Origin of the sequence: Methylobacterium sp. PvR107, assembly GCF_017833295.1 — a bacterium.
Lineage (GTDB): Bacteria > Pseudomonadota > Alphaproteobacteria > Rhizobiales > Beijerinckiaceae > Methylobacterium.
Genome location: NZ_JAFIBW010000001.1, coordinates 5,943,666 through 5,956,526, shown reverse-complemented (window position 1 = coordinate 5,956,526; position 12,861 = coordinate 5,943,666). Strand labels below are relative to the sequence as shown.

Annotated in this window: 10 protein-coding genes; 5 read left to right on the top strand and 5 right to left on the bottom strand. The window is 71.7% G+C overall.

What is annotated here, in order from left to right; translation table 11 throughout:
• Positions 1-87: 87 nt before the first annotated feature.
• Both JOE48_RS28225 and JOE48_RS28220 read right to left on the bottom strand, forming a co-directional pair.
• Complete coding sequence (locus JOE48_RS28225; RefSeq protein ID WP_210034884.1) at positions 88-681, bottom strand: TadE/TadG family type IV pilus assembly protein; 594 nt, start codon at positions 679-681, stop codon at positions 88-90.
• A complete protein-coding gene (locus JOE48_RS28220; protein WP_210034882.1) occupies positions 675-1,316 on the bottom strand; it encodes a TadE/TadG family type IV pilus assembly protein in 642 nt (213 codons plus the stop codon). The genes JOE48_RS28225 and JOE48_RS28220 overlap by 7 nt, the downstream gene beginning before the upstream one ends.
• Positions 1,317-1,713: 397 nt before the next feature.
• On the opposite strand from JOE48_RS28220, the gene JOE48_RS28215 reads away from it, so the two are divergent.
• From JOE48_RS28215 to JOE48_RS28205, 3 genes are read left to right on the top strand one after another with little or no spacing between them, the layout of a single operon-like run.
• The gene (locus tag JOE48_RS28215; protein WP_210036103.1) at positions 1,714-3,078 is read left to right on the top strand and encodes a pilus assembly protein TadG-related protein; all 1,365 of its coding nucleotides are present in this window, start codon (positions 1,714-1,716) and stop codon (positions 3,076-3,078) included.
• Positions 3,079-3,132: 54 nt separating this feature from the next.
• Entirely contained in the window at positions 3,133-4,170 is a 1,038-nt protein-coding gene (locus JOE48_RS28210) for an HD-GYP domain-containing protein (protein WP_210034879.1), read from the top strand.
• Between the two features lie 58 nt (positions 4,171-4,228).
• Positions 4,229-6,928, top strand: coding sequence for an ATP-binding protein (locus JOE48_RS28205; protein WP_210034877.1), 2,700 nt, complete (start codon positions 4,229-4,231; stop codon positions 6,926-6,928).
• A gap of 265 nt (positions 6,929-7,193) precedes the next feature.
• On the opposite strand, the gene JOE48_RS28200 is transcribed toward JOE48_RS28205, so the two are convergent.
• From JOE48_RS28200 to JOE48_RS28190, 3 genes are all read right to left on the bottom strand, one after another.
• Positions 7,194-8,741, bottom strand: a complete 1,548-nt coding sequence (locus tag JOE48_RS28200; protein WP_210034875.1) for a sensor domain-containing diguanylate cyclase — start codon at positions 8,739-8,741, stop codon at positions 7,194-7,196.
• A gap of 148 nt (positions 8,742-8,889) precedes the next feature.
• Positions 8,890-10,302 (bottom strand): ATP-binding protein, encoded by a 1,413-nt coding sequence (locus JOE48_RS28195; RefSeq protein WP_210034868.1) that lies wholly within the window; start codon positions 10,300-10,302, stop codon positions 8,890-8,892.
• Positions 10,295-10,972, bottom strand: a complete 678-nt coding sequence (locus JOE48_RS28190; RefSeq protein WP_210034866.1) for a response regulator transcription factor — start codon at positions 10,970-10,972, stop codon at positions 10,295-10,297. Before JOE48_RS28190 ends, JOE48_RS28195 begins: the two co-directional genes overlap by 8 nt.
• Positions 10,973-11,241: 269 nt before the next feature.
• On the opposite strand from JOE48_RS28190, the gene JOE48_RS28185 reads away from it, so the two are divergent.
• Positions 11,242-11,439 (top strand): polyhydroxyalkanoate synthesis regulator DNA-binding domain-containing protein, encoded by a 198-nt coding sequence (locus tag JOE48_RS28185; RefSeq protein ID WP_210034860.1) that lies wholly within the window; start codon positions 11,242-11,244, stop codon positions 11,437-11,439.
• Between the two features lie 64 nt (positions 11,440-11,503).
• Positions 11,504-12,853: an efflux RND transporter periplasmic adaptor subunit gene (locus JOE48_RS28180; RefSeq protein WP_210034859.1), complete on the top strand. Its 1,350-nt coding sequence runs from the start codon at positions 11,504-11,506 to the stop codon at positions 12,851-12,853.
• Positions 12,854-12,861 lie beyond the last annotated feature (8 nt).

The window sequence follows — 12,861 nt, the reverse complement described above, 5'->3', positions numbered from 1 at the left end:
GTCACAGGACCACGGCCCACGCGTCGATCCCGTCGCACTCTGCCGCCATCCGGCTTCCGGATCGGTCATGGGGATCCCTGTGACGCATCACTTGGGACAGGGCTTTCCACTCGGCAGAACGATCTCGCTCTGCCCGTTGTAGATGTCGCCGCCCCGTACCGGCCACGTCCTCTTGTACCGGAACGTCCACCCGACGAGCGACGAGAAGACCGGGAAGATGGGGCGATACGGCATCGTCACCTCGGACATCACGAAGCGGTCGCCGGCCCGGTCCAGGCCGGCCGGCGGAACGCCGAGGGACGATCCGGCCAGGCGGGCCTGCCCTTTGGATTGGGCGCTCGAGCAGACCTGCGTCGTGGCCGCGGCGCCGGTCTGGGTCTGGTACGTGCCCCCCGCCGTCAGGACGATGCTCGCGCGGGACACGTCGTACGGGTTGGCGATGGCCTCCAGGGCCGCGAAGACCGGCGACAGGTCCGTGTAGTTGCCGCGGGAGATCAGGTCGGCCATCGTGGCCGTCGCGTTGTCGAGGCGCTTGCCGATCATGTAGGCGCGCGGCAACTCGATCGAGGCCATGAACATCAGGAGCAGGATCGGCGCGATCAGGCTGAACTCGACGGCGCTGACCCCGCTCCGGCTGGCGCTGAAGTCGATCAGACCGGTGCGCAGACCGCCGCTCAGCACGGTTTCGGCTCGTAATCCTCGGTCCGGAAGATCTCCGTCGTGACCAGCATCTGCGACTTGTCCGACATGATCCGGCCGGTGAAGTCCATGACCTGAAACAGGCGCATCACGGGGACCGCGACGCGCACCGTCACGGTGTCGCCGCCCTGAGGGCAGTCGAAGCGCGTGCCGAAGCCGACTGTCCAGGTCTTCTTGGTCCGGTCGAACGGTTCCGTGGGCTTGGTCGCGGCGAACGACGCCGCCCGCGAGACGTCGAGGCGCAGATCCGTGCAGGGGAACATGATGGAGGGCCCGCTGCACACGATCTTGCGGAAGCGCTGGCTCGGATCGCTGCCGTCGGCGGCATCCTGGAAGACCCCCGTCCGCAGCTGACGGACGCCCCGGTCCACCGCCATGTCCAGCGTCTGCTGCTCCAGGGCGACGAGGCCGGATTCCGCGACGACGCCCAGCAGGGCCAGGAAGGGGGCCGCGAGGAGCGCGAACTCCACCGCGGAGGCGCCGCCCCGGTGGCGGGCGAAGCGCTGGGTGCGAAGCCGCGGATGTATCCGCGCAAGCCGCGCGACAGCGATCGCGACTGAAATGGCCGGCCCGGGGCCATAGACCGGGATCGCGAGACGCCTCAGAATGCCTGTCATACGCATGAACTCTGCGGTCGTGCGCCGGCGCCGTCTCTTCGCAGGGCACGCTCGCGGATGAGTTTGCCGGCTGCCCGTTTAGAAAGTGTTCCAGGCATTCAGTAATCGCCGGGCTTGCACAGGCCCGTGCTGTGAAACTTCGCTCGTCCCGAGAAGCGCACGCTGACCACTGTCCCGCCCAAGCACAACTACGAACAACTTACATCAGGATTGGGTGCGGTTTCGGGTTGTTTAACGGGTCCGTGACCGTAACCGGCGGAGCCCGACGGAAACGACGGCGGGCCCGGTCTCGCCGGTGAGCGCTGGGTCGCAGCAAGACGAATTCTTTAACAGGCCGGCTGCTAATGCGGACCGACGGCCTGTCTTGGAGGATGCCATCATTCCCGACCTGTGGCGCATGCTCCGGGATGTGCTGCGCGCCCTGCCGGATCGGTCCGGCAGCGTGGCGGTGACCTTCGGCCTGAGTGCGGTTGTCCTGCTCGGCCTTGTCGGCGGCGGCATCGACTACGCGCGCGTCGCGTCGCGCCGCGTCCAGCTGCAGAACGCCGCCGACGTGGGTGTGCTGTCCGGTGGCAACACCATGAAGCTTGCCGCGTCCAGCATCGCCGCCGTGCAGGGCGTGACCGAGCAGGCCATCCGCACCAACGCGCCGTCGGCGCCCGACCAGCCGTTCACGGTGACCGTGGTGGTGGCGAGCGACAAGACCAGCGTGTCGGCGCAGATCCAGGACACGGTGAAGCTCGCCTTCGGCCCCTTCATCGGCATCCGGTCACAGCCCCTCTCGGTGCGGGCCAAGGCCAGCGTCGTCGGCAAGATGCGGTTGTGCATGCTCACCCTCGACCCCTCGGCACCGGGCACCTTCAATCTGCAGAAGAACGCGCAGGTCACCGCCAACGGCTGCTCGCTCTACGCCAACTCGACCAATCCGGCCGGCATGGTCGGCGGCGACAACTCGATGGCGAAGGCCGACACGATCTGCTCGGCCGGCGGCTATCTCGGGGTTCGCGCGAACTTCGCGCCGCCGCCGCAGACCGGATGCCCGGTGATCGCGGATCCGCTGCTGGGCCGCGCCAACCCGCCGGTCGGCGCCTGCGCGAGCCTGCCCTTCCCGTTCAACCTGCTGCCGCTCACCCAGATGCAGACGATCGACAAGGACGTCACGCTCGATCCCGGGACTTACTGCTTCGGCCTCCAGATCAAGAAGAAGGCCGTGGTGACGATGAGGCCCGGCATCTACGTGTTCAAGGACGGACCTCTGATCGTGAAGGACAATGCCACGCTCACCGGCACGGATGTCGGCCTCTATTTCGTAGGCGACAAGGCGGGTCTGCTCTTCGACAAGAAGACGACCGTCAGCCTCACGGCGCCGACCACCGGCGATATGGCGGGCTTGCTGATGGCCGAGCAGACGACCGTCTCCAGCCCGATTGATCCGGCCCTGGGCCTCGTTGACGATCTCACCGGGCTGCTGCTGCCGCCGACGCCGCCGCCGCTCGGCCAGACGAAGCCGATGCGGATCTACCGGATCATCAGCAACAACGCCCGCACGATGCTGGGCACGATCTACCTGCCGGCCGGACGCCTCGTCATCGACGCCGACAAGCCGGTGGCGGATCAATCCGCCTACACCGTCGTGGTGGCGCAGCAGGTGAATCTCTACGAGGGGCCGAACCTGTATCTCAACGCCAACTACGACGCGACGAGCGTCCCGGTGCCCAAGGGCGTGGGACCGATCAGCGGCAAGCTGCTGATCACGCAGTGAGCGGAGCGACGATGCCGGGCCTGCACCGATGGAACCTCGTCCGGGAGTGACGCGATGCTCGCTCTGATCCTCGACGATTCCGAGATGAACAACCTCCTGATGCTGCAGGCGCTGAAGCCCGTGGCCGGCTGCGAGCCCGTGGCCTTCACCTGCCCTCGGGCGGCGCTTGCGTTCCTGCGGGCACATGTCGACCGGATCGGCGTCGTGGTCACCGATTACGACATGCCCGGCCTGACCGGTCTCGAGGTCATCGCGGCCGCCCGGGCGGTGCCGGGCTTCGCGCATGTGCCGATCGTCATGGTGACGAGCCTCGATCAGCGCAGCCTGCGCCACGAGGCGTTGCGGGCGGGCGCCACCGATTTCCTCGGCAAACCCTGCGACCCGGTCGAGATCCAGGCGCGCATCACCAACCTGATGCGGATCAGCGCGGCGCACCGTCAGGAGCAGGACCACGCCGCCTCGCTCGCCCGCGAAGTCGCGGCCGCGGTCTCGGTGATCGAGGCGCGGGAGCACGAGATCATCGCCCTGCTGATGCGCGCCGCCGAGCACCGCGACACCGATACCGGCGATCACATCGCCCGGGTGGCGGGCTATGTCGGCGTGATCGCCCGGAACCTCGGCTTCGAGCCCGCCGCGATCCAGACCCTGAAACTCGCCTCCACGATGCACGACGTCGGCAAGATCGGGGTTCCCGACTCGATCCTGCTGAAGCGCGGGCCTCTCTCCGCCGACGAGCGCGCCGAGATGGAGAAGCACGCCGAGCGCGGGCGCCGGATCCTGGAGGGCAGCACCTCCGACGTCGTGCGGCTCGCCGCCGAGATCGCCGAGAGCCACCACGAGCGCTGGGACGGAACGGGCTATCCGAAGGGCCTGAGCGGCGAGGCGATTCCGCTCTCCGGCCGCATCGTGGCGGTGGCCGACGTGTTCGACGCCCTGGTGTCCGAGCGCCCCTACAAGACCGCCTGGCCCCTCGAGCGCGCGCGGGCCTTCATGACGGACCAGGCCGGCCGCCACTTCGACCCGCGCTGCGTGGACGCGTTCCTCTCCGGCTGGGACGACGTGGCGCAGACCTGGATCCAGGCCGCCGCCTGATCCGAGACCCCCGCCCTCCCCTCGATCGGGCCCGTCCGGCCCCGTACAGGAGCGTACCGTGCACTTCGCGTGGCTCAGGCCGAAGCGTTCCCTGACCGGCCGTCTCGCGCTGGCCGTCACCGGCGCCGTCACGGCGGCGCTGATCCTGGCCGCGGCCCTGTCGGTCTGGCGCGAGGTGTCCCGCTACGCCGCCGACAAGCACGCCGCGCTGACGGAGGTCGCCCAGGTCTTCGCCCATGGCGGCGCACGGGCGACGGCGGAGAACGATGCCGACGCGGCGGCTGCGTCCCTGCGGGCGATCGGCCAGGTTCACTCCGTCGTCTACGGTGCGATCGAGCGGCTCGACGGGTCCGTGCTCGCCGAGCAGGGACTCGGCCTGCGCCTGACCCGAGACACCGCCCAGGACGGCGAGGACCTGTCCCTCCTGCGCATGCTCGCCACCCGGACCCTGCGGGCGGCCGCGCCGATCAAGGAGAATGGCCGCCCGGTCGGCCGCGTCGTCCTGATCGGCGAGACCGACGACATCCTCGACCACGTCCGGGCCGCCGGCGAGAACGCCGCGCTGGCCGCGCTCCTCGCCATCGCCATCGGCCTCGGCGTCTCGCTGTACCTGCAGCGCAGCGTCACGCGCCCGCTGGCGGCGCTCGCCCGCACCATGGACGCGGCGCGCCTGCGCCACGATTACGCGCAGCGCGCCTTGGTGGAGAGCGACGACGAGGTCGGCGCGCTGGCGCGGACCTTCAACGACCTGCTCTCGGCCGTGAACGCGCGCGATCACCAGCTCGCCGCCCACAGCGCCCACCTCGAGGAGGAGGTCCGCGCCCGGACGGTGGACCTGAGCGAGGCGAAGCAGGCCGCCGAGAGCGCCAACGCCGCCAAGTCGAGCTTCCTCGCCACGATGAGCCACGAGATCCGGACGCCGATGAACGGCGTGCTCGTGATGGCCGAGCTGCTGGCGCGTTCCGACCTACCGGTGCGCCAGCGCCGCTACGCCGAGGTGATCGCCCGGTCCGGCCAGTCGCTGATGGCCATCATCAACGACATCCTCGACTTCGCGAAGGTCGAGGCCGGCAAGCTCGATCTCGAGCGCGTGGCCGTGAACCCGGCCGAGATTGTCGACACGGCCATCACCCTGTTCGCCGAGCGAGCCCGGTCGGCCGGGCTCGACCTCGCGGCCTCGGTGGCGCCGGATGTGCCGCGGGCGATCCTCGGCGATTCCGTCCGCCTCGGGCAGGTGGTGAGCAACTTCGTGTCGAACGCCCTGAAGTTCACCGAGGCCGGGCATGTCTGCGTCCGGCTGTCGATCGAGGCCGACGGATGCCTGCGCGTCGCCGTCACCGATACCGGCATCGGCATCCCGCAGGACAAGCTCGCCACGATCTTCTCGGCCTTCTCGCAGGCCGACCAATCCACCACCCGGCGCTTCGGCGGCACCGGCCTCGGGCTCTCGATCGCCCAGCGGATCGTCGAGGCGATGGGCGGCACCGTGGCGGTCGCGAGCCGCGTCGGTGTGGGATCGACCTTCTCGGCGCGCATCCCCGTGGAGACCGTCGAGGCCGCCCGGCCGATCCTGCGGCGCGCGGGCGTTCCGGCTTCGGTCGTCCTGCGCACCGCCGGCCCCGCCACCCGGGACGCCCTCGCGTCCAGCCTCGCGGTGGCCGGGTTCGAGGCCGTCGAGGCGGCCGGCGGGGCGAAAGCCCACTGGATCCTCGACGCCGCCGCCCTCGCGGCGGCGGGCCGTCGGCCGGAGGGTGCGGCGCGCGTCCTCGCCCTCGGACCGGCCGGGGACGAGGCCGCCGACCGGGTGCTCCGGGCCGGGCTCGCGGACGAGGTCCTGCGCTGGCCGGTGGTCCAGGCGGAGTGGCAGCCCGTCCTCGCGGCGCTCGCGGAGGGCGGCACCCTCGTCGCCTCCGCCCCGCGCCCCGTGCCGAAAGAGGCGCTGCCGCGCTTCCCGGGCGCGCGCGTGCTCGTCGCCGACGACAGCGCGGTCAACCGCGAGGTCGCCGTGGAGGCCCTGGCACGTTGCGGCGTCACCGACGTCGTGGCGGTGGAGGACGGGGCCGCGGCCGTGCAGGAAGCCGGCGCGCGGCCGTTCGACCTGATCCTGATGGACGGCAGCATGCCGGTGCTCGACGGTTTCGCCGCCGCCCGGGCGATCCGGCAGCGCGAGGCGTCCGCCGGAGGCCGCCGCACCCCGATCATCGCGCTCACCGCTCACGTCCTGGCCGAGGCGGCCGAGGCGGCGGCGGCGGCCGGCATGGATGGGACGCTCGCGAAGCCGTTCACGCTGCGGCAGTTGGCCGAGCTCCTGCAGACGCACGCGTCGGCGCTCCGGGACGCGGCGTCGGGCGCCGTCGCCGGGACCGGATCGGACGCGCTGCGGGACGCGGCGCCGGTACCCGACGATCTGCTCGACGCCGAGGTGCTGGACGGCCTTCTCGGCCTCGGGGACGGCGCCTTCCTGGACCGCATTCTCGACCTGTACCGGGCGCAGGCCCCCCAGGCGCTGTCCGCTCTGCGCGCCGCCCTCACCGCCTCGGATCAGCCGGCCATCGCCAAGGCGGCGCACAGCCTGAAATCCATGAGCGCCAACATCGGCGCGCGCGCTCTGGTCGAGCCGCTGCGGGCCATCGAGCTGGCGGCCCGGGATTCGGCGTGCACCGAAGCGCCGTCCGCGTGCGACGCGCTGGAGTGGCTGCTCGACGCCACGATGGCGGGGCTCGACCGGCAGACACGGGGCCACAGGGCCGCAGCCTAGGACCCGCGCCGACACCCCGGGCGCCGCCGGTCCACCGCGCTGACGAAGGCGGATGCGCGCTCAAACGGCACAGACGCCGAGAGCCAAGCCCAGGATCCCCTCGGCGTCCTGACGCTATGCCGAGAATGCTGGTGCAACGCCCGCGCGTCTCGCCGCGCGGGACGCGGCCGACGAACCCTCCGAGCGCGATCGACATGATTGAGGAGCTCGGCGTCGGGCTTCCGGACCGGCGGATGCGATGGGCCCGCAGCGGATTCGCGCGCGGTCAGGAGGTGCTCACCAGCAGCAAGGTTCCCCGCGGGGGCGTCGCCGGCATGCCCTGCGGCGCGGCGCAGCGGGTCTGATTGCGGCCGTCCGCCTTGGCCTCGTAGAGCGCGCCGTCGGCCAGCCGGTACAGGTCCGGCACGGACATGCCCCGGCCATGGCCCGGTCCCGTGCAGGCGAGCCCGATGCTCACCGTGACGGCCCCTGCCCCGATCCCCGCGGACGCCACCGTGAGCGCGCGGACCTCGGCATGGACCCTGTCGGCGATGCGCAGGGCGCCGGCCTCGTCGGTGTCCGGCAGCAGGATCGCGAATTCCTCGCCGCCGATGCGGCTGACGAGATCCTCCGGGCGGTGGACGCTCGCTGCGAGGCGGCGTGCCAGGCCCTTCAACACCTCGTCGCCCACCGGGTGCCCGTACCGATCGTTGTAGCGCTTGAAATGGTCGGCATCGACGATGAGCAGCGCCAGCGGACGGCCCTCGTCGCGGGCCGCGTCCCGCGCCCGCGCGAACCGGTCCTCGAAGCAGCGGCGGTTCGGCAGCCCCGTCAGGGCGTCCGTGCGCGACAGCGCAGCCAGCTCGGCCCGCATCGCCTCCCGCCGGCGCAACTCGCGCCCGAACAGCAGGGAGAGCGCGATCGTGAGCCCGCACAGCACCAGCAGGACGCCGCCGATCACGGTCGCCCGTGCATACCAGTCCGCCTCGACGTCGCTGCTGGCCAGGGCGACGTTCAGGATCAGCGGCAGGGCACCGACGCGCGTGAAGGTGTAGTAGCGCGCGATCCCGTCGCGCACCGAGGTGGCGACGAAGCTGCCGCGGCCCTCCCGCACGAATCTCCGGAAGGTGGGCGCCTGCGCGATGTTCGCCCCGATATCGGCCTGCTCGGACGGGTAGCGCATGAGGCGGGTGCCGTCGTTCAGGTAGAGGTTGATCGCGCCGCCGCGGCCGAGGTCGATCTCGCCGAACAGGTGCGCGAAGTACGACAGCTTCAGGCTGCCCAGGACCACGCCGCCGAAGCTGCCGTCCGGCTTGTCGACGCGGCGGCTGAACGGGAGCATGGGCTCTCCGGTCAGGCGCGAGACGATCGGCGTTCCGACATGAAGGCCCAGCCCCGCGCGCGCCCTGTGAACCTGGAAGTACTCCCGGTCCGCGTAATTGCCCGTGCGGGCCGGCACGGCATCGATATCGTCGACGATGTCGCCGCGCTCATCCAGGATGAGCATCACGCCCATGTCGCGGGCGGTGGCCGCGCGATCGAACAGGATGAGCTGGCGCATCTGCGCGCTGGCCTGCCCCAGGCCCGGGGCCCGCAGATTCTCGACGGCGGCCCGGATCGAGAGATCATACATCTCGATATTGCGCGCGATGTCGCGCTCCAGCACCTGCAGGAGGTTCCGCGAGGTCTGCTCGGCCTTGTCCCAGGCATCCTGACGCAGATCGAGCAGCATCAGGCCGGACGCCGCCAGCATGCCGACCGGCGCGAGGACGCCGAGGGCGATCCAGGTCCGGGCCGAACCGAGCCACGAACCCACGTGCCGCAACAGAATCATCGGCACATCCACGCCAAGCCCCCGGTCGGGACCGACGGCTTGCCATGTCGAGGCTTAACCACCGCTTTCGCTCGGAATTAGACTCGAGTTCATTTTGTGAAGGACTGATATCCGCACGATTATGTGAATCAGGTGCTCGGATCCGAGGCTATCGTGCCGGATTGTGGCCGGACCGAACCGTATCCGCGTGGGCCTCGGCCGCCTCGGCGATCGGGAAGCGCAGCGCGACATGGCAGCCGCCGCCCGGTGCGTCCCGGATCGTCACGCCCGCACCGTGGAGCTTCACGATCGCCGCCACGAGGCTCAAGCCCAGGCCGTGACCCGGGGTGTGGCGCGCCGCTTCGGAGCGGTAGAAGCGGTGGAACACGGTGGTCCGCTCCCCTGGCGGCAGACCGGGCCCGGTATCGCCGATCGTCACGACGACCGCGTCGTCGGTGCGCTGCAAGCCGGCGCGTACGCGGCCGCCAGGCGGCGTGAATTTGAGCGCGTTGTCGAGCAGGTTCGACACGGCCTCGAAGCACAGGTCGCGGTCGCCGTCGATGACGTGCGCGCCGGGCGCGACCGAGAGCGCGAGGTCGATGTCCCTCTCCTCGGCGAGCGGCGCGAAGAACTCGACCGCGACCGCCGCCACCTCGCCGAGGTCGACCCGGGCGAACGCGCCGCGGCGGCGCCCGTCCTCCATCTCGCCGATCCGCAGCACGGCGGTGACCATGGCCAGGGTCTGGTCGATCCAGATGAGGCCCTGATCGATCGCCTCGTGGAATTCCGCGACGCTCCGGGCCTGTGAGCGCGTGCGCTCCAGCCGGGCGCGCAGGCGCGTGAGCGGCGTGCGCAGGTCATGCGCCACCGCATCGCCGACGCTGCGGACTTCGCCCATCAGGTGCTCGATCTCGTCGAGCATCCGGTTGACCGTCCGGGTCAGGCGGTCGAATTCGTCGTCGTGATCGCCGACCGGCAGGCGCCGGCGCAGGTCGCCGCGCATCACCTCGGCCACGGCGGCCTCGGTGGCGGCGAGGCGGCGGCGCGCGCGGCTCGTGAGCAGCAGGCCGCCGAGGACGGAGAGCGCCAGCGTCGGCACCAGCCCGAGCCCGAGGGCCCGCAGGGTCGTGGCCCGCACCCGGTCGATCTCGTCGGTGTCGTGCGCGATCACCACGATGCGGCCGTCGGCGAGGGTCAGCGCGGCCGCCCAGATCTCGTCCTGAAGCGAGCGTCCCGCGATGTCGACCGTCGCGCTCACCCGGTAGGCGTCGCCGTCGCGGGCCAGATGGTCCGGCACCGCGCCGAGATTGCCCGCCCGGCGCGTCCCGTCCAGGGCGAACAGGCCGCCGTAATGGGTGGCGTGGGGATCCATCGCGACCCAGGTGTCCACGCGGTTCGCGGCGGCCGCGTCGTCGGCCGCCGCCGCCCGGACCTCCAGCCGCAGCGTCTCGGCGAGTTCCTCGCGGAGATACTCGGCCGTCTGCCAGTAGACGAAGGCGAACATCGCCAGGGCGAGCAGCGTGGACCACAGGGCGATGCCGAGTGCCCAGCGGAGGGCGGTCGAGCGCAGCAGGTCAGCCATCGGGCGCGAGCGTGAACCCGGTGCCGCGCACGCTGTGGATCAGCGGCGCCTCGCCGCCCGCTTCCAGCTTCCGGCGCAGACGCCCGACATGGACGTCGATCAGGTTGGATTTCGGCGTGAAGCGGTAGTTCCAGACCTCCTCGAACAGCATCGCCCGGGTCACGATCTGGCCGGGCCGGCGCATCAGGTAGGCGAGGAGCTTGAGTTCGCGCGGCAGCAGTTCGAGGTCGCGCGCGCCGCGCCGGCCGGTGCCGGCGATCAGGTCGATCTCCAGGCTGCCGACGTGCAGGACCGTCTCGGGGCTGTCGACCGGCCGTCGCAGCAGCGCCTCGATGCGCGCGGCGAGTTCGCCCAGCGCGAAGGGTTTGGCGAGGTAGTCGTCGCCGCCCGCCCGAAGGCCGCGGATCCGCTCGTCGACGTCGCCCAGCGCGCTCAGGACCAGCGCCGGGGTGCGGTCCCCCTCCAGGCGGAGGTCCTGGAGCACGCTGAGGCCGTCGCGGCCGGGCAACATCCGGTCGAGGATGATCGCCCCCCAGCCGCCGTCCCGTGCCGCCCGCGCGCCCTCAGGTCCGGTCGCGGCCCAGGCGACGTCGTGGCCGCGCCCGCGCAGGTCGTCGCGCACGTCGGCCGCCGTCTCGGAATCATCCTCGATGAGCAGCAGCCTCGCCACGCCCCGCCCCCGCCTCCGGTCCACGCATCGGCCCGCGAACCGGCTCGACTCCCTTGTGCCGGACTTCGCGGCACAAATCGCCCCGCGGCCGCCACTGTGAACCCGAATTTAATGGCACCGCACCACGTTGGCTCCTTTGTTGGAATGACTCTAGCCCGTTCCCGCGCGCCGCGCCGGATGGCGTGCTCTTCGGATTCCAGCGATGCGGCCCCGGTCCCGATGCCCCTGCCCGATCCACGCCGTCCCGTTCGGCGGGAGGCCGATGGGCCATGCCTAGGAAGCGGCGCCCGCGGCGCCTGATCAACCGCTACGCGCAGAGCCGCCTGTACGACGTCGAGACCGGGACCTACGTCTCCCTCGCGCGGCTCAAGGAGCTGCGCTGCGAAGGCTACGAGATCGTGGTCCGCGAGGTCGAGACCGGTCGGTTCGTCACCGAGGATGTCCTGCCGCCGGGCCTCGACGCATGAGGCGGCGCGGCGAGTCTCAGGGCGCGGCCGTCGCCCCCCTGCCTGGCCGGTTGCGGCGGCGCGCATGTCGCTGAACGTCGAGCCGGGACCGGCCGCCCGGGATTCCGGGACGGACGATCGCGCCGCGCCCGCCGGGTCGGCGCGCGCGGGGGATCGCGAATCGGCCCGCCCGCCGAGCCGGCGCACCGGCCGCGTCCTCCCGCGCCTCGCCCTGTTGATCGCGGCGCTCGCCGTTGCGGGCTGGTTCGGCCGCGCGCCGATCCGCGACCGGCTGGGTCTGGCACCCGCCGCGCCCGTGACGGGGGCGGCCGACACGAAAGGCGATGAAGGCCCGGCCGATCCGGACAGCGTCACCCTCGACGCGGCCGGCCAGACGCGGATCGGCCTCGCCCTCGGGCAGGCCGAGACCCGCCGGATCGTGCTGCCGGTGCGCGCCCCCGGCACCGTCGCGTTCGACGAGCGCCGGGTGACGCATCTGAAGCCGCGGACCCCGGGGCGCGTCCTGAGCCTCGCGGTCCAGCCGGGCGACCGGGTCGAGGCCGGCCAGACATTGGCGACCCTCGACGCCGCCGGCATCCTCGACGCGCGCAACGGCCTCACGGCCGCGCAGGCGGCGCTCGGCGAGGCGCAGGCATCCGAGGCGGTGGCGGCGCTGCAGCTCAAGCGCGGCCAGGAGCAGCTCAAGTTCGGCGGCGTCGCCCAGGCGGAGGTCGAGCGGCGTCAGGTCGACCTCGCCAAGGCCCGGGCCGCCATCCAATCGGCCGAGGCCAATGTCGAGCTGTACCGGGCGCAGTACCGGCGTCTCGCCCCTGCCGAGGGGGCCGCACTCGGCACCAGCGCCGTCGTGACCCCGATTTCCGGCATCGTGACCAGCGTCGGCGTCACCCTCGGCGAGGTGGTCGACACCGGGCGCGACGCCGTCACGGTCGCCGATCCGACCCGCATCCTGGTGCTGGCGAATCTTTACGGGCCGGATACCGCGCGGGTGAAGGCCGGCGATTCCGCCGCGGTGGAGAGCCCGATCCCGGACCATCCTCCCTTCGAAGGACGTGTCCGCTCGGTGAACGCCGCCCTCGATCCGGCGACCAGCACGGCGCCCGCGCGGATCGAACTCGACAATCCGGGTGATCTCCTGCGCGCCAACATGTTCGTCTCCGTCACGATCGCGGCGGATCTCGGCCGGGACGGCGTCACCGTGCCGGCGGCCGCCGTCCAGCAGACCGAGCGGGGACCGATCGCCTTCGTGCGCGTCTCCGCCGACCGGTTCGAGCGGCGCGCCCTCCGGCTCGGGATCCAGCGCTCCGACTGGGTCGAGGTGCAGGGCGGCGTCGCGGCCGGCGAGAGCGTGGCGACCGCGGGCAGCTTCGGGCTCAAGGCGATCCTGCTGCGCAGCCTGCTCGGCGCGACCGATTGAGGCGCCCG